Origin of the sequence: Helcococcus massiliensis (genome assembly GCF_900258485.1) — a bacterium.
GTDB lineage: Bacteria > Bacillota > Clostridia > Tissierellales > Peptoniphilaceae > Helcococcus > Helcococcus massiliensis.
Window position 1 is genome coordinate 108,876 of record NZ_OGVE01000001.1, and the last position, 22,671, is coordinate 131,546.

21 protein-coding genes and 1 pseudogene are annotated in these 22,671 nt (G+C 30.9%); 1 reads left to right on the forward strand and 21 read right to left on the reverse strand.

What is annotated here, in order from left to right; translation table 11 throughout:
* From C4Q29_RS00520 to C4Q29_RS00615, 20 genes and pseudogenes are all read right to left on the reverse strand, one after another.
* Positions 1–384 carry a DUF5301 domain-containing protein gene (locus C4Q29_RS00520; protein WP_103980872.1) on the reverse strand — a complete coding sequence of 128 codons (384 nt, stop codon included), beginning with the start codon at positions 382–384 and terminating at the stop codon, positions 1–3.
* 9 nt (positions 385–393) lie between these two features.
* Complete coding sequence (gene mutL, locus C4Q29_RS00525; protein ID WP_103980873.1) at positions 394–2,238, reverse strand: DNA mismatch repair endonuclease MutL; 1,845 nt, start codon at positions 2,236–2,238, stop codon at positions 394–396.
* Positions 2,231–4,849 carry a DNA mismatch repair protein MutS gene (mutS, locus tag C4Q29_RS00530; protein WP_103980874.1) on the reverse strand — a complete coding sequence of 873 codons (2,619 nt, stop codon included), beginning with the start codon at positions 4,847–4,849 and terminating at the stop codon, positions 2,231–2,233. Before mutS ends, mutL begins: the two co-directional genes overlap by 8 nt.
* A complete protein-coding gene (locus C4Q29_RS00535) occupies positions 4,836–5,786 on the reverse strand; it encodes a DMT family transporter (protein ID WP_159459172.1) in 951 nt (316 codons plus the stop codon). Before C4Q29_RS00535 ends, mutS begins: the two co-directional genes overlap by 14 nt.
* An 81-nt stretch (positions 5,787–5,867) precedes the next feature.
* Positions 5,868–7,088, reverse strand: a pseudogene (rpsA, locus tag C4Q29_RS00540) (30S ribosomal protein S1); the annotation flags it as partial.
* A gap of 85 nt (positions 7,089–7,173) precedes the next feature.
* Positions 7,174–7,755, reverse strand: coding sequence for a lysophospholipid acyltransferase family protein (locus C4Q29_RS00545; protein ID WP_103980877.1), 582 nt, complete (start codon positions 7,753–7,755; stop codon positions 7,174–7,176).
* The gene (cmk, locus tag C4Q29_RS00550) at positions 7,745–8,398 is read right to left on the reverse strand and encodes a (d)CMP kinase (protein ID WP_103980878.1); all 654 of its coding nucleotides are present in this window, start codon (positions 8,396–8,398) and stop codon (positions 7,745–7,747) included. The genes C4Q29_RS00545 and cmk overlap by 11 nt, the downstream gene beginning before the upstream one ends.
* An 8-nt stretch (positions 8,399–8,406) precedes the next feature.
* On the reverse strand, positions 8,407–9,102 hold the full coding sequence (locus C4Q29_RS00555; RefSeq protein ID WP_159459173.1) for a pseudouridine synthase: 696 nt from the start codon (positions 9,100–9,102) through the stop codon (positions 8,407–8,409).
* Positions 9,089–9,640 carry an SMC-Scp complex subunit ScpB gene (gene scpB, locus C4Q29_RS00560; protein WP_103980880.1) on the reverse strand — a complete coding sequence of 184 codons (552 nt, stop codon included), beginning with the start codon at positions 9,638–9,640 and terminating at the stop codon, positions 9,089–9,091. Before scpB ends, C4Q29_RS00555 begins: the two co-directional genes overlap by 14 nt.
* Positions 9,630–10,397, reverse strand: a complete 768-nt coding sequence (locus C4Q29_RS00565; RefSeq protein WP_103980881.1) for a segregation and condensation protein A — start codon at positions 10,395–10,397, stop codon at positions 9,630–9,632. The genes scpB and C4Q29_RS00565 overlap by 11 nt, the downstream gene beginning before the upstream one ends.
* 8 nt (positions 10,398–10,405) lie before the next feature.
* Positions 10,406–11,008, reverse strand: coding sequence for a site-2 protease family protein (locus tag C4Q29_RS00570; protein ID WP_103980882.1), 603 nt, complete (start codon positions 11,006–11,008; stop codon positions 10,406–10,408).
* A complete protein-coding gene (locus tag C4Q29_RS00575) occupies positions 11,008–11,556 on the reverse strand; it encodes an NUDIX hydrolase (protein WP_103980883.1) in 549 nt (182 codons plus the stop codon). Before C4Q29_RS00575 ends, C4Q29_RS00570 begins: the two co-directional genes overlap by 1 nt.
* 1 nt (position 11,557) lies before the next feature.
* Complete coding sequence (recN, locus tag C4Q29_RS00580; RefSeq protein WP_103980884.1) at positions 11,558–13,213, reverse strand: DNA repair protein RecN; 1,656 nt, start codon at positions 13,211–13,213, stop codon at positions 11,558–11,560.
* Positions 13,214–13,222: 9 nt separating this feature from the next.
* Complete coding sequence (locus C4Q29_RS00585; protein WP_103980885.1) at positions 13,223–13,678, reverse strand: arginine repressor; 456 nt, start codon at positions 13,676–13,678, stop codon at positions 13,223–13,225.
* A 23-nt stretch (positions 13,679–13,701) separates the two neighbouring features.
* Positions 13,702–13,893 carry an exodeoxyribonuclease VII small subunit gene (xseB, locus tag C4Q29_RS00590; RefSeq protein ID WP_103980886.1) on the reverse strand — a complete coding sequence of 64 codons (192 nt, stop codon included), beginning with the start codon at positions 13,891–13,893 and terminating at the stop codon, positions 13,702–13,704.
* A complete protein-coding gene (gene xseA, locus C4Q29_RS00595) occupies positions 13,886–15,058 on the reverse strand; it encodes an exodeoxyribonuclease VII large subunit (protein WP_103980887.1) in 1,173 nt (390 codons plus the stop codon). The genes xseB and xseA overlap by 8 nt, the downstream gene beginning before the upstream one ends.
* Positions 15,058–15,444: a transcription antitermination factor NusB gene (gene nusB / locus C4Q29_RS00600; protein WP_103980888.1), complete on the reverse strand. Its 387-nt coding sequence runs from the start codon at positions 15,442–15,444 to the stop codon at positions 15,058–15,060. The genes xseA and nusB overlap by 1 nt, the downstream gene beginning before the upstream one ends.
* 1 nt (position 15,445) lies before the next feature.
* Complete coding sequence (gene efp, locus C4Q29_RS00605; protein ID WP_103980889.1) at positions 15,446–16,003, reverse strand: elongation factor P; 558 nt, start codon at positions 16,001–16,003, stop codon at positions 15,446–15,448.
* Positions 16,004–16,225: 222 nt separating this feature from the next.
* Positions 16,226–16,561 (reverse strand): DUF6693 family protein, encoded by a 336-nt coding sequence (locus C4Q29_RS00610; RefSeq protein WP_200813092.1) that lies wholly within the window; start codon positions 16,559–16,561, stop codon positions 16,226–16,228.
* A 371-nt stretch (positions 16,562–16,932) separates the two neighbouring features.
* Positions 16,933–18,984, reverse strand: a complete 2,052-nt coding sequence (locus C4Q29_RS00615; protein WP_103980890.1) for a heavy metal translocating P-type ATPase — start codon at positions 18,982–18,984, stop codon at positions 16,933–16,935.
* A gap of 353 nt (positions 18,985–19,337) precedes the next feature.
* Here C4Q29_RS00615 and C4Q29_RS00620 point away from each other — a divergent pair, with 353 nt between their 5' ends.
* Positions 19,338–19,580: a type II toxin-antitoxin system Phd/YefM family antitoxin gene (locus tag C4Q29_RS00620; protein WP_103980891.1), complete on the forward strand. Its 243-nt coding sequence runs from the start codon at positions 19,338–19,340 to the stop codon at positions 19,578–19,580.
* Positions 19,581–19,656: 76 nt separating this feature from the next.
* Here the strand turns inward: C4Q29_RS00620 and C4Q29_RS00625 are convergent, their stop codons facing one another.
* Entirely contained in the window at positions 19,657–22,662 is a 3,006-nt protein-coding gene (locus tag C4Q29_RS00625) for a type I restriction endonuclease subunit R (RefSeq protein WP_103980892.1), read from the reverse strand.
* Positions 22,663–22,671 lie beyond the last annotated feature (9 nt).

Consider the following 22,671-nt stretch of genomic DNA (forward strand, 5'->3'; position numbering starts at 1 on the left):
TTAGTCTATTAATTTTTCATAAAGATTTGAATCGATATTCCAAATGCCTTCATATGGCATTTCTATATAATATCTGCTTACTATATTTTTCTTAGCATAAACATGCAAGTATCTTTTTTTACCAGCATTTTCTATTTCAAAAGTATGGTAATTATCTACATTTACTGGTGTCTCATTTACAGAAGATTTATTATATTCTTCTATATTTTCTAACATCTTGAAAAATTCGTCCTTATCTTTGCTATATTCTTTGCCATCTAATAAGATTTTTGTTTCTGGTCCCTGCATATCGCTTAAGTCTAATTTTACCCTTTTACTTGTACAGCCGGTAAGTATTAAAATCATAAGTAATACTGTAGCTGTTAAACTAAATATTTTTTTCATATACACTCCTTATTTATTCAATATATTTATAAACTCATCTCTAGATAAGTTATATATTATACTTTGGCCATTTTCTGTTGTATAAGGATTATCAAGCTTGCTTAATTCCTTAATAAGGACTTGGGCTTGGCCTATACTTAAATTGTTTGTTCCAGATGATGCCATGGCTATTGAAGACCTTAAGACCTTGTCTTTTTTGTCTTTTTCATAAGAACTTATATCATCTAAAAGACTTCTAAAGTTTTCAATATTTGATGGCTGGTCAAAGTAATATGGAATTGACCTTATAGCTATTGAAGACTCATCGAAGAGGTCAATATCATAGCCTAAGTCATTAAATAAATCTTTATTTTCTTCAAATATATTTAATTCACTATTGGAAAGATTTACTATAATTGGCTTCAATAGGTCTTGGCTAATATTTTCTTCATTATTTATAGTAGCTTCATAAATAAGTTTTTGCTTGGCCCTATTTATATCGACTATTTTTAAATTTTTATTTTCAAAATCTTCAATAAGTATATAACGGTTGAAGATAATAGCCCTTATATCTTCGATTTCTAAGTCAAAAGAAGTTTGGATATTTTCTTCTTCACTTGAATCTGTGTCATTATCGTAGACTTCAAAGCTTTCATATTCACTCACATTATTTGGCCAAGTGATATGTTCAAGATCTTCAAAATCAACATCTTCCTTAGATTCTTCTTCAAAAAAGTTTTCAAGTGGTTGGCTTTGTTTTGGTTGATAATCTTTCACATCAGCAGGTTGCTTGTAAGCATCTAAAACACGTTTATATCCATCACCTTGGTTGAGGTCATAAAAAGATATCAAGCTATCTTCTTTTTCAACTTTTTTAATGGTTTTTGGAAGGTTGGCTTCCATTAGTCCATCATAAATTTTCTTATAAAGTATATCGGTCAATTCATCCAGATAGGAGAATTTAATCCTTTGCTTGTTTGGATGAATGTTTACATCTATTAGGCTAGGGTCTACCTCTATTTTGATATCATAGAGAGGAAACCTACCACTAGGTATTAGATTGCTATAGGCTCTTTCTATGCTGTCTGCTATGTCCTTATTTTCAATATATCTGCCATTGACATAAACAAATTGCATGGACCTATTTCCCTTGTAAATCTTGTTATTTGAAACGAGGGCTTTCACCTTATAATGGTTAGACTCAAAGCTTAAATCAATTGAATTTTCAATAAAATCTTTACCAAACATGGTTTCATAGTTTATATCTCTTGTAGACTTACTTGAAGTCTTGAAAACTTCCCTATTATTCCTTATATAGCTAAAAGAAATATGTGGATTTCCTATGGCAAAGATATACATAAGCTGTGTTATCTTATTGGCCTCACTTAAGTCTGATGATAAAAACTTTTGTCTGACAGGTATATATTTAAATAAATCAAATACTTCTATACTTGTACCAGTATTCATGGCTATAGACTTATTTTCTACCATTTTATTGTTGTCAAATTCAACATGACTAGCAAGGTCTTCGTCTATATTTTTTGTCTTGACTGTGACCTTTGATACGGCAATGATTGACGCCAAGGCTTCACCACGAAATCCCATAGAAAAGCTAGAATACAAATCATCAAATTCTTTAATCTTTGATGTGGCATGTCTGGTAAAGGCCAATTCAATATCATCCGCCTTTATACCATGACCATCATCACTTACTCTTATATAAGATTTACCACCATCTATGATTTCTACAGAGATATTTTTTGCCCCTGCATCTATTGAGTTTTCTACTAGTTCCTTTACTATAGAAGCTGGTCTTTCTATTACTTCACCAGCAGCTATTTTTTGAATGGTATCATTTGATAGGAGATTAATCATTGTAAATGTCCTTTGCCTTATTCATTAAGGATTCAAGTTTTTCTAGGGCTTGAATACCCGTAATATTGTTTATATCTATATCTTTTATTTCATGTAAAAGTATTTCTGTTTCCAAGGTATTGTATTTAGGGCTTTCTTCTAAATTCATACTTATTTGTCCATCACTAGTAAAATCTGGCCTTTGATCTATATTTTCCAAGATATGTTTGGCCCTTGCTATTATTTCACTTGGAAGACCTGCTAATTTAGCAACCTCTATACCATATGATTTGTCAGTCTTACCCCTTATTATTTTTCTTAAAAAAATTATATCTCCATCTTTTTCTTCGATTTCTACCTTGAGATTTTCCAATGTTGGGATTTCATCTTCCAAGGATGTAAGCTCGTGGTAGTGGGTAGCAAACAAGGTCTTTGACTTATTATGTTTAGTGATATATTCAACTATAGACTTGGCTATTGAATAGCCATCATTGGTCCCTGTTCCCCTACCTACTTCATCAAGAATGATAAAGGAATTTTCTCCAGCATTTTTTATAATATTGGACATTTCATTCATCTCAACCATGAAAGTAGAATCACCCTTGGCTAAGTTGTCTGATGCCCCTATCCTAGTGAATATAGCGTCTGAAATTGAAATATCTGCGGCCTTAGCAGGCACAAAAGATCCAATCTGACCCATTAATAGTATCAAGGCTAATTGCCTCATATAGGTTGATTTACCAGCCATATTAGGTCCAGTAATTATCTGGAAGGTCTTATCATTTTTCCCGATTACAGCATCATTTGCTATAAAGGCATTTGCACCCAAACTTAGCTCAACGACTGGATGTCTACCTTCAGAAATACTAATATAGTTTTCCTTGTTGAATATTGGTCTAGTATAATTGTTATTTAAGGCCACCTTAGCAAAGGAATTTAAGGCATCTACTGTAGAAATCGTATCTGTTGTAGCCTTGATACGGGTAGATGCTTCCGATATAGTTTGTCTGATATCATTAAACAATTGATATTCTAAGTCTTCTACTTCAGATTGGCTTCCTAAGATCATATCTGACAGTTCATTTAAATAAGTTGTAATATATCTTTCACTATTTTTCAAGGTTTGTCTTCTGGTATAGTCTTCAGGCACCTTGTCAAGGTAAGAATTTGTAATTTCTATAAAATATCCGACATTTTTATTGTAGGATATTTTTAATTTTGGTATGCCAGTTTTTTTCTTTTGTTCAACTTCATATTCGACCATTAATTCCTTACCTCTAACAGATGAAGTTCTTAACTGGTCTAAGTCTTCACTATAGCCTGATTTTATAAGCCCACCCTCACTTATCTGTATAGGAGGGTTTTCGACTATAGCCTTATCAATAAGATCATGTAAGTCCTCTAAAGTATCAAAATTGTTAGATAAATTTTCAAATCCTTTGAAGCTTGATCCTTCAAGTAAGGACTTAAATTTAGGTAGGTTTTCTATGGAATTTTTTAACAATAATAAATCTCTAGCATTAGCATTTCTATATGAAATCTTAGACAAGAGCCTTTCTATATCATAAATTTGATTCAATATCTCATCAAGATTCCTAGACAGGTCTTGATTAGTATATAAGAAATCGACAATATCCAACCTACGATTTATATGGTCCTTATCTAGCAGAGGAAATTCTAACCAGGAATTTATCTTCCTAGATCCCATAGGTGTCTCAGCTAAATCAAGTACATGAAACAAGGAATTTTTTCTTGAATTATCATTTAAGTTTTTATGGATTTCCAAGTTTTCCCTAGTAGAAGCATCAAGCTTCATAAAGACCTCAGTATTGATATATTCAATATCATCAATATGGTCTAACTTGTCTTCCCTGAAAGAATAAATATAGTCTAGTAAAAGACTAATTGAAACCAAGGAAAAGTACTTGTTAGCAAAAAAGGTCTTATTAAAGTTTTTTACTTTTTTATTTATCTTAGCCATATAGGCTTTTAAATCTAAAGAATCAAGGTCTACATAAGTTAGGTAAATATTTTTTTGACTTATGTAGGATGCTAAATTTTTAAATGCTAACTTTTCAGACAAAACAATTTCCTTTGGATTTATTTTCACTATAAAGTCTAGCAAGTCTCTTTCTATATTGGCTGAATTCAATATTTCTGTAGTCTTAAATTCTCCTGTGGTTATATCTAAGTATGAAATACCATAAGAATGCTTGTCTCCATAAAGGGCAAGTAAAAAGTTGTTGTCCTTTTCCTTGCCTTCTAAATCTAAGATAGTACCAGGAGAAACAATTTTCACCACATTTCTTTTTACAATCCCCTTTGATGTAGCAGGGTCTTCGAGCTGCTCTACTATACCAATCTTATAGCCCTTTTCTACCAGCCTATTAATATAAGGATTGGAAGAATGATGTGGAACTCCTGCCATAGGAACTCTTTCATCTAAGCCCGCATCCCTACCGGTAAGTACTAACTCTAATTCTTTAGCAGCAATCAAAGCATCATCAAAAAACATTTCGTAAAAGTCGCCCAACCTGTAAAAAAGGATGAGGTCCCTATATTGGTTTTTGATTTCAATGTATTGCTTCATCATTGGTGTTAATTTTGATTGGTCAATCTTATCTATTAACATCTTCACCTCTAATTATCGTCCCTCTAACTTTTGCATCACTTGTTTTGTTTATAATAACTATTCCAATTATAACTAAAATTAAACCTAAAATAATATATGGATTCAAGCTTTCTCTGAGTACTAGGGCACTTAAGAAGGTACCAAAGAATGGTATAAATAATCTTAAGAAGGCTATTTCAGATGCCTTATATTCTTGTAAGATGATATACCATAATGAGAAAGCTACTGATGATATCAATGCGGCGTATATGATTAAAATAACTGAAAGAAATGTAAATTCCATTACCTTATTTGATAAGATAAATCCAATTACCATAAGTAAAAATCCACCATATAAAAATTGTCCGGCAGAAGAGGCAAATGGAGATATTCCCTTACCATGTTTCTTTACATAAATGGTTGATAAGGCGCCTAATATTGAGTTTATAAGCATAAAGCCTTCACCCTTTAGTGTAAAGTTAAAGTCAAAGCCCTTGTCGATATTTGTGATTATAATTCCTAATATACCAAATAAAATAGCTATTAATTTGTATTTGGTAAATTTTTCTCCCAATAAATAATGGGAAAAGATAACTACAAAAAATGTTGAAGATGATGAAATCAAAGCTGACTTCATACCAGATGTATTTCCTGTAGCAACATAGAAGAATAAGTAACCAAAGGTAACAACAATAAGTCCAAGTTTCAATAAATATGGAAAATTAGTCTTTAATTGGTGTAAGTTTTTCCTATCTAAAAATGACATTATAAATACAACTAATAAACCTGCTAGGAAAAATCTGATACCTGCTACTAGGATCATTTCACTAGTGTCACCCGCTTGGATACCTAGTTCTCTGTAAGTTAATTTAACTGTTGGAAAGGCTGATCCCCATAAGAAGGTACAAAATATGGAAATGATATAAGCCCATTTTTTATCTTTAATTAATTTTCTCAATTTTACCTCCAAATATATAAGATAATTATATCATAGGTATTTTAAAATAAAAAAAGACTCCTATTGAAGGAGTCTTAGTGATTATTCTTCGTCAGATGTGTTTTCTTCATCTTCTAATTTTAATTCTAATAAGTCACCTAAGTTTGATCCGAATGAATCTTGGCTTGGAGCTTCTTCTCTTTGAGGAGCTTTTTTCTTAGGAGCTGGTTTTCTTTCAGCTTTCTTTTCTTCTTGAACTGGTTTTTCAGGTTCAATTAAAGCTCTTCTACTTAAAGAAATTCTCTTTTCTTCTGGATTGATTTCTAAAATCTTAACTTCAATCTTGTCGCCAATGTTCAATACGTCTGATGGTTTTTCAACGTGTTCTGGTGAGATTTGTGAAACGTGGATTAAACCTTCAACACCTGAAGCTATTCTTACGAATGCACCAAAATCTAATAGGTTAACTACTTCACCTTCAACAACATCGCCAACTTTGTATTCATTTTCAAACTTTTCAAAAGGTTTTTCTTGTAATTGTTTTAATCCTAATGATACTCTGTTCTTTTCTCTGTTAGCTTTTAGGATCTTAACTTCAACTTCATCACCAACATTTAATACTTCTGATGGTTGGTCGATTCTTTCCCATGAAATATCTGAAATATGAATTAATCCATCAACTCCACCTAAGTCAACAAAAGCACCGAAGTCTACCATACGAACAACTTTACCAGTAACTACTGCTTCTGGTTCAAGTTTTTCCCAAACCTCATCTAATTTTTCTTCTTGAAGTACACGACTAGATAATACTAATCTTTTCTTCTTTTCATCTAAAGACATAATCTTTGCATCAAGAGTTTGTCCTTCAAATTGTTTAAAGTTTTTTACGAAATAAGTTGTGATTTGTGATGCTGGTATAAAACCGTTAATACCCATAACTTTTACTAAAAGTCCACCGGTGTTTGATCCGTAAACAGATGCTTCAACGATTTCTTCGTTTTCAAATTTTTCAACTAGTTTCTTCCAGTTTTTTAATCCAGCAACTCTTGAAGTTGATAAGGCTACATTACCTTCACCATCATCTAGTTTAATAACATAAACATCGATTTCTTGTCCAACTTCGAATGCATCTAAAGGATTTGCAGCTTCTTCTTCTGACATTTCATCCTTTTTGATAATTCCATCAGCACGGTAGTGAATATCTACATATACTTCATCTTCTTTTACTGCAAGTACTTCACCCTTAACTATATCTTTTGGGTAAATCTTTACCATGCTTTCTTCTACTTGTTCCATAAATTCTTGGTTTGTTAAATTGTCCATTAATTGACTTCCTCCTACTTCTAAAATATGATTAAATCATACTTTTTTATATTGTATAATAAAAACTTGCAAATTGCAACATTTTTCAAGCTTTTATATATATATTTTCATAAACTTGGTCTACTATATTTTCATAGCGTTCTTTTCTTGATTGACCTTCAACTTTATTTATATCAACTATGTCAGTATAGATTACTTGCATTTTTTTGAATGGCTTGTAATTTCCTTTTATCCTAATTGGTAATATATTGGCATTACCTCTTACTGCCAACATAGCAATACCATTGTTGAAATTTTCTCTAGATATATCTTCTTTCTTTTTGATTCTTGTGCCTTCTGGAAATATTCCTAAAACTTCTTCATTTTCTAAAACTTCTTCAGCTTTTTTCAAAGCTTCCCTATCAAGTCCGTGCCTGTCAATTGGAAAGGCTCCTATAGACTTATAGAACATAGCCATAAATTTATTTTGGAATAATTCTTTTTTGGCCATAAAATATATTCTCTTATCAAAAGAAGCTATTAGCAATATAGGATCTAACCAGCTCATATGGTTAGCACAAACAATCAATCTTTGATTTCCAATGTCTTTTGGCTTATTTACTTCTTCATATCTGAAAAAGATTTTTAATAGCAATTTTACTATGGGTTTTAATATCTTATATAACATGATTTTGCTCCAGGTATTGCTTCATCAGGTCAATTACCCCATCTTCAGATAAGTCTGTGCTATCTATAAGTATGGCATCATCTGCTTGTTTAAGAGGAGTTATTTCCCTTGTTGAATCAAAGTCATCCCTTCTTTTTATATCTGCCAATACAGCTTCAAAGTCTTGGTTGGTTTCTTTACTATCTTGAAGTCTTCTTCTAGCTCTTTCTTCAGCACTTGCTGTTAAAAAAAATTTGATGCTTGCATCTTTCAAAACATGTGATCCTATGTCCCTACCATCAAGGATAATATTCGATTGTTTTGCAATTTTTCTTTGCATTTCAACTAACTTTTCTCGAACCCTTCTATAAGATGAAACTAAAGAAACATTTTTAGTAACTTGCTCGCTACGTATTTCCTTGCTGATGTCTTTCCCATCTAGATAAAACTTATTATCTTCAATAGAAAGATTGATATCATCTAATTTAGAATTAATCAATTCTTCATCATTTATATCAATATTGTTAGCTAAAAAATAATATGTATAACTTCTATACATAGCTCCTGTGTCTAAGTAATTAAATCCTATCTTCTCAGACAATCTTTTTGCAATTGTTGATTTACCAGCTCCGGCCGGGCCATCTATGGCTATTGATTTATACATAGCTACTCCTATAAATTTTTCAAATAATTAATCTCTTTATCGGTCATATTTCTGTATTTACCTAAGTCTATACCGTCTAGGGAAATATCACCTATCTTAATCCTATTTAAGTCGACTACCTTATAGTTTAGAGAAGCAAACATACGACGTATTTGTCTGTTTTTACCCTCTTTTATTTTTATTTCAATAGTTTTATCTCCAAGTCTGTTTATGATACATGGCTGGGTTATATAGCCCCCTATATCTACACCTTTTTCCAGAACTTCTTTGTGTCTTGGTAAAAATCTTTTATCTATTCTAACTAAATATGTTTTAAATAATTCTGATCTTGGATGAATCACCTTGTTATAGATATTTCCATCATTAGTAATCATGATCAATCCCCTAGAATCCTTATCTAGTCTTCCTATGGAAAAAAGCTTAATGTCTATATCTATTAGGTCAAAAATAATCTTATCATCAAATTTTTTACTATTGGTGCAAGCATATCCCACAGGCTTATTTAATAGGAAATAGTATTTATCGTCTAGAGGTTTTATAATCTGGCCCTTATACTTTACTACATCCTTGTCTAAGTCAACTTTAGCCCCTGGAGTATCAATTATTTCATCATTTATAGTTATAAAACCCTGCTGGACTAGTTCATCAGCCTTTCTCCTAGATGCTACACCAGACTTAGAAATAAACTTATTAATTCTCATCATAGTCATCTTCTAAATCCAAATCTAACTTGTCTAGGTTATCAATGCTTGGTAATTCTGCAAGACTTGACAAGTCAAAGGCCCTTAAAAATTCATTAGTTGTGGCATAAAGGATTGGCTTACCAATGGTATCGGCCTTGCCCACTTCTTTTATGAGGTTTTTAGCCTTTAAGGTATCAATAGAGGAATATGACTTCACCCCTCTTATATTGTCAATCTCAACCCTTGTTACTGGTTGTTTATAGGCTATGATAGCCAAAACTTCCATGGATGAATTGCTAATTTTTTTATTACTTTGCTTGATCAATTTTGCCAAGTATTCCTGGTGTTCTTTCCTTGTCGACATTTGAAAATGATCATCTCTTTCATTGATTACAATACCACGTCTGTAGTGGTCAAACTCATCTTGAAGTTCTTTCAAAATGCTGCGGGTAGTTCTCTTGTCTTGGTCAATGATTTTCATTAGCTCATCAATATGTAAGGGCTCTGACCAAGCAAATAAAATGGCCTCAACTATTGATTTAAGTTCTCTATTTGTCATTGGTCACCTCCTCATCTTTTGGTAAGAATGTTTGTAAGTCATTTAACTCTACAGTAATTTCAAAATTTTCTTTGTCTTGCAATATGTTTAAGTTTCTAATCTTTGATAATTCTAAAATTGATAAAAATATAGTAATGGCTTCCGCCTTTTTCTCAACCTTTTTTAGCATGTGAGTAATATTTATAAATTTCTTGGCTATTAAGTCAAGTTTTATCCTGTTTGAATATTCGTCAACTGAAAATTCTTCCCTATCTAGTATCTTATCAATCTTAAATTCATCTTCAGCTAAAAAGTTATTTACTAGTTCATTAATAGTATTTTCAAGTACTTTTATATCATAAGTGATTTCATTATTTTCAGACTTATAAGCTGATAGGTCTTCTTGAAGTTTATAAAACTTAGTCTTCCCATCCTCCTCTTGTTGTCTGAAAAATCCTATAGTTGATTTAATATTCTTATAGATGATAAGTCTTCTTAAAAATTCTTCTTCAGAAATGATACTATCATCATCTAGCTCTTCTTCAACTTCAACCTTATCCTTGATTAAGGACCTAGTTTTGATATAAAGAAGTTGACTGGCTATCAAGATAAAATCAGCTGTTTCTTCTACAGGTATATCTATATCTTTAATTGATTGAATATAATCATTGGTAATTTCAGATAAATTCACTTCATAAATGTCGTATTTTGAACTTTTAATTAAATCTAATAAAAGATCAAAAGGACCATAAAATTCACCTGTAGATACATTTATCATACTTTCTCCTAAACTAAAATATTAGTAAAAAACTTATAAACAAATAAAATCATTGGACTAAATATTTTATCTATTAAGCCACTAGCAATTAATATAACTAATATGAAAAATGAATATTTCTCATACTTGTAAATAAAGTATTGGAATTTATCTGGTAAGAATGATGCCAATATCTTTGATCCATCTAAAGGTGGTATAGGTATCAGGTTAAATACTGCAAAAACTATACCATAAAAGCTTATGTGGTCTAATAAGACAAAAACTATTTCATTTAATTCTACATTAACCATTATAAACATGCAGATAAAGGCTGTAAGTAAGTTCATAACAATACCTGCTATGGCAACTGTAAATAATCCAAGTCTTTTCTTTTTAAAATTAAATTGATTTATTGGTACGGGTTTTGCCCAACCAAATCTAAAAACTATCATAGATATGGTGCCCAATAAATCAAGATGTTTCAGAGGATTTAAGGTCAATCTACCATTATCCTTTGCGGTAGTATCCCCATTTAAATAGGCCACATATCCATGGGCCCATTCATGGGTTACCAATACAAATATTATAGATACGGCCGTAATTATATATGATAAAATTTGTGTCTTATCCATTATAGGCCATACTTTCTTGCTGCATATAAGATACCAATTATAGTCTTGGCATCCATTATCTCAAAGTTTTCCACCATTTCTAGGGCATCATTTAAAGGCACTAAAACTGGTTCTACATATTCATCGTCATCTTGGTCTAACTTACTTTCTTCTAAGTCAGTAGCTAAAAATACAGAAAAAATTTCATCAGTAAAACCTGGTGAAGAATATGATTCAACAAGTAATTCCAACTTGTTTGGCTTCATACCTATTTCTTCTTGAGCTTCTCTTCTAGCAGCTTCTTGCAAGCTTTCATTTCCATCAACTAGGCCTGCAGGTATTTCATATATTACCTTATCTACTGCTTTTCTATATTGCTTAACCAGATAAATTTCTTGGTTTTCTGTAACAGCAACAAGACTTACACCCCTTTGGTGTTCAACAATTTCTCTTTTGCTATAGGACATGTTAGCTAGCTCAACTGTATCAACCCTAACTTTTATAATCCTACCATCATAGATAGTTTCTGATTTAATTGTTTCTTCATGGTGTATTTTATTTTCACTCATCTTAAACCTCCAGCAATTCTCTAGCATTTGATAAACTTTTTTCTGTTATATCATGACCTGAAATCAATCGTGCTATTTCTTTTATTTTACCATCTTCATCTAAAACATTTACATTGGATACAGTTTTCTCACCAACTACATCCTTACTTATTAGATAGTGGCTATCAGATTTAGCAGCGATTTGTGCTAGGTGTGAAATCACTATTAATTGTATAGATTTAGATATTTTTTTCAACTTATCCCCAACTATGTCGGCTGTTTTCCCGCTGATACCAGTATCAATTTCGTCAAAAATTATAGTTTGTATAGAGTCTGATTCAGACAATACAGCCTTCATAGCTAGCATAAATCTCGAAATTTCACCACCAGATGAAACTTGGCTTAGACTCTTCAAGTCTTGGCCCTTATTTGTAGAAATCATAAAATCTATATCATCTATACCATCTTTATTTATATTGTCTTTTTTATTAAAGGCTATCTTAAACTTGATATGGTCCATATTCATTTCTTGAAGCTCATCAACTATACGTCTTTCTAAATTTGCAGCTATTTCTTTTCTTAGCTTGCTTAGCTGGTCTGCAATTTTTTGATTATCTTTATCAAGAGCATACAATTTTGAGTTTATATCATTTAGGACCTTGTCTATATTACTAATAGTTTGATATCTATCTTTGATATCATCTAAAAACTTGAGTATCTCTTCTTTGTCTCTTCCATATTTCATTTTCAATACTTGGAAGCTTGAGAATAGGTCTTCAATTATTTGTATCCTCTCTTCGTCTATATCTAAAGTATAGGAATAGTCTTCAAGATTTTTTGAAAAATCATTAATCTCTTCCCTTATATTCAAAGCCCAAGAGCTAAGGTCTTTCAAGTCATCATCCATAGCCGCTAGGTCATTCATGGCGCTATAGACATTGAAGGCAAAGTCTTTAAATGATAGAGACCTATTATTGTCATTCAATATAGACAATAAAGAGTTGGTACCTTCAATCAATTCCTTTTGGTTAGATAGCTTTTTATATTCTTTATTTAATTTATCTTCGTCATACTTGTCAAAGTCAAAGGCTTCTATTTCTTCAATTTGATATTTTAATAAGTCTTTTTCTCTTTCAAGTTCTTCTGGACTTATTTTTAAGTCTTCTAATTTTTCTTTTAATTGCTTTTCTTCTTTTAGGTTTGCTTTAATTTTATTTTTTAGACCGATAGTTTCATTGTTAAAATTATCAATCATATTTATGTAGTTAGCCTTATTCAATACGATAAGGCTAGAATGTTGACCATGGATATCAAATATGAGATCCGTTAAGTCAGACATTACTTTTAGACTGCATGCCCTGTTATTAATTTTGTTAATTGTAGAATTATCTGTAAATTCTCTAGTAAGAATGATGTTTTCTTCAGGTTCGAAACCATTTTCTGTTAAAAAGCTTTTGATAGTATCATTGGTCTTAAATACTGCCTCAACAATAGTTTTGTCAGAAAATGAGCCTAGATAGTCCCTAGTAAACCTATCCCCCTTTAACAGAGATAGGGTCTTCAAAAGTAAAGACTTTCCAGACCCTGTTTCACCTGATATTATATTTAATCCTTCAGAAAAATTTAAATTGATTTCTTCAATTATAGCAAAATTTTTCACATACAAATTTAGTAACATTCAGCCACCTTAACTATTCATCATATCCTTTAGTCTTTGTAAGACTAGTTTTGAGTCATAATCTTCCTCAATATCTAAAAGTATAGTATCGTGTCCAGCTATGATACCAGCAATCCCTGGGATTTGTTGGGTAACTATAGCTTGAGCTACAACAGTTGCAGCATAAGAAATTGTATTTACATAAATCTTGTTTCTGTTTACTTTGAAAGCTAAAACAGATGATTTGAATACCTTGATCAATCTTTCATTTAAGGTATCTCTCATTGTATCAATAACTGTATACTTGTATGCGCCTGATGAAGTTTGAACCTTAGTTATCCTTAGTTCTTTTATATCTCTTGAAATAGTAGCTTGTGTAGCTATTATTCCTCTTTCTTTCAATAACTCTGTTAATTCTTCTTGAGTATCGATATCTTGATTTTCAATTAAAGATAAAATTAATCTTTGTCTATCATATTTACGCATTTGTAACCTCTCTTCTTCTAATATTATTCATTAATATTTGAATTAATATTTTCGATTTCTAATTTTGCTTTTTCTATATAATTGTTTAGCTTTTTGTAAATATCAGCGCTTGTTTTGTACAAGCGTATTGATTCATCAAGACTTACATCTTCCTCATTTATTTTTTCGGAGATAGCCTTGTATTCACCTAAAAGCTGTTCGAAATTCTCACTCATCAACTTCTCCTTCAATATATATTTTCAACTTACGCTTAGAATTAGATAAATAATAAGTTTTATTTACCTTTAATTTATCTAGTTCTAGGTAAATTCCCTCATCATCTTGTAGGTAGATTTGATTTTTAGCTATTATGTCGTTGTACGCATCCCCTAAGGCTTTATAGTAATCATTTATAAGATTACTTGAGTTATTTAACTTATCATTGATAGTTAAACTTATTTCTCCCTCTATATTGTTTACCCGATTTTCTAACTTTTCCAACAAAAAATTGGGGTTTTTTAATTCAATTTTATGATGGATATTATCTACAAGATTTCTACTAGTTAAATACTTATTAAAAAGCTGATTTTGAATGTTAGATTTCAAATATTTGATGGTTTCTCTAGCCTGAACCATATTCTTAACTATATATTCTCCGGCCTTGGTAGGAGTTTGAAGGTGGATATCAGCAACCATATCTGCTATAGACAAGTCTATTTCGTGGCCTATTGCAGTCATGATTGGAGTATCTAAAGAAAAAATCTTATCAGCTAGTTCTTCAGCATCAAAGGCTGACAAGTCATTTTTAGAACCTCCACCCCTGGTAACTACTATTAAATCCAAGTCCATATTATCTAATAAGTCTAAAGCCTGAACAATATTTTCAGGTGCCAACTTTCCCTGGACCAAAGCTGGAAGATAGAAAATTTTACCATGGTAATTGTTAGTAGTCAATACCTTGATAAAATCATAATATGCAGCTGATTCTAACCCTGAAACCAAGCCTATTTTCTCTGGGTATAAGGGAATGTTTTTCTTTTTATCCAGATCAAAGTATCCCTTATTTTGAAGTTTTATCTTCAATTTATCTAGTTGTATGGAATCTTTCCCCTTGCCAAGTAGACTACATGACTCAACTCTCAATTGATACTTAGAATCTCTTAAATATAAATTAATAGATCCTTCTGCAACTACCTGGTCACCTTCTTTGAAATTGAAGTCATTGCCAAAGTAGACACAAGATAAGTTTTCATCATCTTCATTTAATTGAAAGTAAGTATAATACTTACTTGATAGATCCTTTATTTCACCAACAATTTTTACTCGTCTCAAAATAGGATCAGTTTTAATCTCTTGACTTAAATATTTACCTAACTGCTTAACAGTAATAAAATTTTTCATTAAATATCCTTGGCTATTGATGATAAAATTCCATTAATCAACTTGTATGAATCTTGGTTTCCATATTTTTTAGCATTTTCCACAGCTTCATTTATAGCTACACTAGTTGGCACAGTCTTAGAAATCACAAACTCATTTACCGCTACTCTAAGAATGGCAGATTCTATAGCTAGCAAAGTATTCATATTTGAATTTGACATATGATCTTCTATTATTTGGTCAATTTCATCAACATTATCAAAAATCGCCAGTAAAGAAGACCTGATAAATTCTGTATTTACCTTGTGATAATCAAGTATATTATCCAAATAATCTTTTTCAATTTTATTTAATTGGCTTTGATAGGCTAACTTAATAACCCATTCTCTTTCCTGTGTACGGTTCATTTTACACTCTTGACATGTATTCGCCAGTTCTTGTATCTATTTTTAATACATCTCCTATTTCAACAAATAATGGAACATTTAGAGTATAACCTGTTTCTACAGTAGCTGGTTTTGTAGCACCTTGGGCTGTGTCACCTTTGAAACCTGGTTCTGTGTCAGTAACTTCCAATTCAACAAAGTTTGGTGCAGCAACTGAGAATGGTTCACCGTCTATATATTCGATTGATGCTATTTCATTTTCTTTAACAAATTTTGATGCTTCTTCAAACATTGATGGGTCCATTGGTAATTGTTCGTAAGTTTCAGGATCCATAAATACGAAGAATTGTCCGTCATTGTATAAATATTGCATTTCTCTTGATTCAACCATTACTTGTCTAAACTTTTCATTTGGGTTTATAGTAACTTCTTTTGAACCACCTGATTTTACATTTTTGATTTTTGTTCTTATGAATGCAGGACCCTTACCTGGCTTAACGTGTTGGAAATCAATCACCTGCCAAATTTGTCCATCATCTTCAAAAGTAACACCTTTTTTTAATTCATTTGCTCCTAACATAGAGACCTCCTTTTATTATCATAAATTTAACTCATAAGTATAGTATACTATAATTTATTTGTAAAATGAATATTTAAATGAAATTTTACATAAGACTTTTTGTTAAAATTTAAGCTATTTTTAGGAATTTAAAATTTAAAAAATTTTGTTTTACAAGAATTGAAGTAAAATTCTTGTATATTTTTTCACTAAAAAAAGACAGGTCTCCCCTGTCTTCTTTATCTAATCAGCAAAACGAGTATGCTTTGTTGTCCATTGTAGCATCTTGATATGTAACCAAAAACCATAAATACCAAGTGTAATCAAAGTTAAAAGCCACCATTTAATATAATTTCCAAATAATCCTGTAGCAGTACCATCAAAACATAGACGTCTACCGTCAATATAGGTATTGTTGACTTCCCATCTTTTGATAATAACTACTGCCCAAGGATACATGATACCAAATGTCAAAACTGTAAGAATAAATCCTACAATAATTCTACCAATGTAGTCAATTATCCCGCCTCTAAATTCTGATCTGCCCATTGGCATGTTGTTTGTTGTATTGTAATGCATAGTGTCTCCTTTGTCACTGATATTGTATTGTATTCGTGACAAAAATTCAATTATGTTTAATTTTATATCCTTTTAAAAAAATCAGTTAAATTAATATTTTATCAGCTAATAATATTCAATATCTTTAATAAATTTTGCTGGAACACCATCTTCAACGGTATTTTTTCTATATTTTTATTAATAAACGCAATAGATGAAATCACATTTCCATCGCCAATCAATAATATATTGAATGGTACAATGAGGATAGGATTAAAACAAAATAAAGCGATAAGCGGTCAATATTATAATTGATCACTTATCGCTATTTAATAATATAGAAATCTTTTTTTATAATTTATAACTATCTAGCTATGCTTAAATCGATAGTCCTATTTTTCGTCTAGTTTTAAGGTCATAGCATTGATGGCAACTATAACTGTTGATAAGGACATCAAAACAGCTCCAACTGCAGGGCTTAATGTAAATCCAATTGGAGAAAGGATACCTGCTGCTAATGGAATTGCAATGAAGTTATAGCCGGCTCCCCAAACTAAGTTTTGTTTCATTTTCTTAGTTGTATTATTTGCCAATTCAATAAATGACTCTATATCACCAGGATCTGACTTCATTAAAACAACGTCTGCTGAATCAAGTGCAACTTGTGTTCCGGCTCCAACAGCGATTCCAACATCTGCTAATGCAAGAGATGGCGCATCGTTTACTCCATCACCAACCATAATAACTGTTTTACCTTGTTTCTTATATTCTTCTACTAGATCATATTTATCTTGTGGAGATTGATTAGATCTATATTCAATTCCTAGATCTTCAGCAGCACCTTGAGCTGCTTTCTCATTATCCCCAGTTGCCATTAAAGGTTTTATTCCATGATCTTTTAATACTTGAATAAGTTCTTTGCTTGTAGGTTTTAATTCATCTCCTAAAGCAACAGTACCAATAGCTTTTTCATTTTCTACCAATATACTTAGTGTTGCTCCTTTTGGAACATCAATGTCTAAGGTTTTACCAAAAGCTTTTTGACTAATTAATTCATACTTATGACCATTAGCTTCACCTTCAACACCAGCACCTGAAATAACATCAATAGAATCAAACTTTACAGGTGATATATCTTGATTTTCTGCATGTCTAATAATTGATTGAGCAATTGGATGACTAGATCCACCTTCAATTCCAGCCATAAGTGCAATAACTTCCTCTTTAGTATAATTGTCACTTAATAATTCAACATTTAATACCTTAAATTCACCAGTCGTTAATGTACCAGTTTTATCTAAAATCATTACATCTGCATTTGTAGCTAATTCTAATGCTTCTCTATCTTTAACTAGTAAACCACGACTAGCTCCTAAACTCGTACTACGAGCAACAACTAAAGGAATCGCTAAACCTAAAGCATGAGGACAAGCAATTACTAATGTAGTAACCATAAACCTTATAGCAGTTTGTAAATCAGCTTTAACTATCCAATATATAAATGCAATGATTGAAACAGTTACAGCTATATAAAATAACCAACTAGCTACTTTGTTAGCAGTGTTTTCAGCTTTAGAAGGTTGATTTTGTGCTTCTCCAATTAATGCTTGAACCTGAGAAATAAATGATTTATCTCCTGTTTCTTTAACTTCTATATATAAGACACCATCACCATTAGTAGAGCCACCAATAACTTCATCACCAACATTTTTTTCAACAGGTTTTGATTCTCCAGTTAATAAAGCTTCATTAACACGAGATTCACCTCTTTTTATAACACTATCTGCTGGTACATTTTCTCCTGCCTGTACACGAACAATATCCCCTACTTTCAATTCAGAAATAGGTCTTGTATCAATCGAGTCATCTTCTAGTACTACATGTGCTTCTTTAGGTAATAATTCAGCAAGGGATTGTTGAGCATCTCCTGCTTCCCCTATTGCTTTCATCTCAATCCAGTGGCCAAGTAGCATAATCAAAATTAATGATGCAAATTCAAAGAAAAAGTCCATTATATGTTCACCTGTCACATATTTAGAAACTACAGCATAAATACTATACAAATATGAAACAGATATACCTAAAGAAACTAGCGCCATCATTCCAGGTGATTTTTGTTTAAATTCATCTACCAGACCTTGATAAAATGGTCTTCCACCATAAATTAATAATATAGTAGACAATATAGCAACGATTATATCTGAATATTGAAAAGTAAATTGAAAGGGTAACTTAAATCCCATCATAGGTGACAAGATCATAATAATTAATCCCAATGGTAATGATTTTAAGAAAAACTCCTTAAAATTTCCATGATGATGGTGGCCATGTCCACCCCCACCTTGATTATCATGCATATCATGTTCACTATGATCATAATTCATGTGTTTACTATGGTCATGATTATTATGATCATGATGATTATGTTTATTTTCCATACTAATCCTCCTTAGATTTTAATAGTATTTATAAGTAGACTTATATTACAGAGTCTGTTCTAAGATTTTAAACTGGATTTTCAACCGTTAACTAGCATGAGCACAGTCATAGTTTCCAGGTCAAATTTTCCTTTACTCATATATTCCTCTATATATTACATTTTCATTATACCCCCTAGGGGTATATATGTCAAAAAAATTTTATCTTTTTATATATTTTGTCTATCCGCTTATCTAAAGTTCTAATTATTTAATTTCAAATATTTTTATTCTTTTATTAGCTCAATTGTTTAAGTAATTACTTAGGCTAAATTTATCCTAAATTATGCTATAATTAATTAAAGAAAGTAAGGTTTATCATGAAGATTGAAGTAAATAATTTAGTATCAATTAGTGAAGCTAATCAAAACTTTTCTAAAGTTGCTAGAAAAGTGGATGAAAATGGATCTGTAATTATTCTAAAAAATAATCGTCCAAAATATCTTTTAGTTGAATTTGATGAAGCAACAGATTACCAAGTAGCTCCTGATGAAGATGTAATAGATATATCTGAAAGAATTATAAAAGAAAATAAAGCTTCCCTTGAGGCTTTTTCTAAATGATTAGATTAAAAAAGCGAAAGACTATGAGATAAACTCATTTATCTTTCGCTTTAATTTTCTAAAAATACTAATGATACTAAATACCAATAAATATTTCTACAATCTTTCTGATTTTTTCTAATACACTTTGTTTTTTAGCCTGCCTCCCACCACCTATACGAGAAACTGGTGGTAGTAAATCGTCTAATTCTTTTCCTACATTTTCTACTTGACCTTTTTGAATAGCATTCTCTATAAACCTATGAGCTCCATCTTTTAGATTTTCTGCTTCTGCTAATGAATTGATTTCTTTTTTCTTCTCTCCTCTAGCAAATTTATAGAATGAATCAACTATTTCATCGTTGTTTTTAAGGTCATTTAAGTTTGTTGTATCTATATATTTTATTACTAAATCTTCCTTATATCTATTTTCTAAACTTGATTTAAGAGCTCTACGAACATCAACTTTAATTGTTTCTTTGTCCTCGTTATCTTTACTCTTTTCTAAGATTAGTTGTAATATATAGTCTAGATTTATTTCGTCAGTTTTTAATAAATCTATCTCAAATTCAATATCTGAAAAGTCTATCTGTATACCATCACAGTTATCTTTCTGATTAATCGACTGTTCTCTTATATCTACATATACACTCTTCATATCTTGCATTTGTCTAGCGGAAATTATATGTTCAAATTCTTGATATTGATCATAGTTTCTTAATATATTATCGTATCTCAAAACTTGACCAAACATTTTTGCAAATTCTTTTTTATCAGCTTCTAAATAAATTTCAGTTGGTTCTGGAAATTTTTCAATAATCTCTTCACAAATTTCAATAAATCCCTTATGATACTTATCTGTTTCTTCATCTATATATCCATCGATATAATCTTCGTAAGCTCTCTCTAGGATTATATTAACATTATTCTCATCACCAAAAGTTCTAATCGCATCTTTTGTCGCTTCTTCTAAATCTCTAAAGCATACTATATTACCAAAAGTTTTAACCTTATTAAGTATACGATTAGTTCTTGAGAATGCTTGTATAAGACCGTGATATCTTAGATTTTTATCTACAAATAAAGTATTTAATGTAGGTGCATCAAATCCAGTTAAGAACATGCCTACAACGATTAATAAATCCACCTCTCTATCTCTAACTCGTCTAGATAAATCTTTATAGTAATTTTGGAATTCATTTCCTTCTATTGAATAATTAGTTTTGAAATAATTATTATAATCTTCAATTGCTTTTTCTAAAAACTCTTTGGCTGTTAAATTTAATGCTGATGGTTCAAAATTTTCGTCCTGAATTTCACCAACAATGTTCTTTTCTTCATTTGCTGCAAAACTATAGATTGTCGCAATCTTTAGTCTCTTTTCTTCAGGTAAAGAACTTTGTTGCCTTTGAAACTCTTCATAATATAATTTAGCTGATTCTATATTTTGAACTGCAAACATTGCATTAAACCCATTCAATCTTCTATCTTTCAAGTCATAATACTCATTACGACGAGTCTTAGCATTAAATACTTTAAGTACATGTCTGGTAATTTCAGTAATTCTTTCTGGATGAATTAAAAGTTTTTTGTCTAATCTTGCTAATTCTTCTTCATCACTTTCTTGCTCAGCATTTTTATATTTAGGAACTATATTATTATAGTCAACTTTAAATTTTAAGACTTTACCATCTCTAATAGCATCAGTAATTACATAGCTATGTAATTCTTGCCCAAATATACCTGCTGTAGTATCGCCTTTGATAGAATTTTCTGCAAATATTGGAGTACCAGTAAATCCAAATTGATAATACTTCTTAAATGATTTTCTTATATTATTTTGTGCTTCCCCAAATTGAGACCTGTGACATTCGTCATATATGAGCACACAATGTTTATCATATATTGGATGTTTTGGATTTCTTTTTACAAATTCATTTAGCTTCTGAATAGTAGTGACTACTATCCTACCATCTTCCTTCTCTATAGCTTTTTTTAGTTCTTTGGTGTCCTTGCTACCATTTACACTATCTTCTTGAAACCTCTTATATTCATTCATTGTTTGATAGTCTAAGTCTTTCCTATCAACTACGAAAAATACTTTGTCTATAAATTGTAATTCTGTTGCAAGTCTTGCAGCTTTAAATGATGTAAGTGTCTTTCCTGTACCTGTAGTATGCCAGATATATCCACCTGCATGAGCTGTCCCCGCTCTTTTAGCTTGGAAACTTGATTTTATCTTCCACAGAATCCTTTCTGTTGCTGCTATTTGATATGGTCGTAAAATAAGTAGTGTATCATTTGTATCAAATACACAATACTTAGTTAGGACTTCTAAAAGAGTGCGCTTTTCGAAAAATGTCTTTGTAAAATCTTCTAAATCTACTATAGTCTTATTGCGAGCATCAGCCCATTCAGAAGTAAATTCATAATGGTTTTTATTTGCTGCAGTTGTATTAGCAAAGTATCTAGTATAAGTACCATTTGAAATTACAAATATTTGAACATACTTATATAATGAATTGTCACTATTAAAACTCTCCCTGCTATATCTATGAATTTGATTAAATGCTTCTTGTAGTTTTACTCCCCTTCTTTTCAACTCAATATGAACTAAAGGAAGTCCATTTACAAGAATGGTAACATCATAACGGTTTTTTCTTTCTCCAACAACTTGGCTTGTAACTTGAAGAGAGTTATTATGCAAATCTTTCTTATCTATAATTTTAATATTCTTTAAGTGTCCATCGTCAAAGGTAAAATCATAAATATGATTTTCTTGAATTTTTCTAGTTTTTTCAATCATTCCATCATTTAGAGCATCAAGATATTCTAATTTAAATCTTTCCCACTCTTTATCTGTGAATGATACCTTGTTTAATACTTCAATCTTCTCTCTAAGATTTTCATACATTTGTTCATTTGACTTAAAAAATATTGTCTTATAGCCTTGAGACACTAAATTCTCAATCAATTGTCTTTCAAGTTCAGCTTCTGATTGATAAGCTGTCTCTCTGACTAATGGATCTTTTTCAAATCTTGATAATATGATACCATCAGTCATTTCTGCAATTGTACTATAAGTAGAGGTTCGTTCTGGCATAAGCTCTCC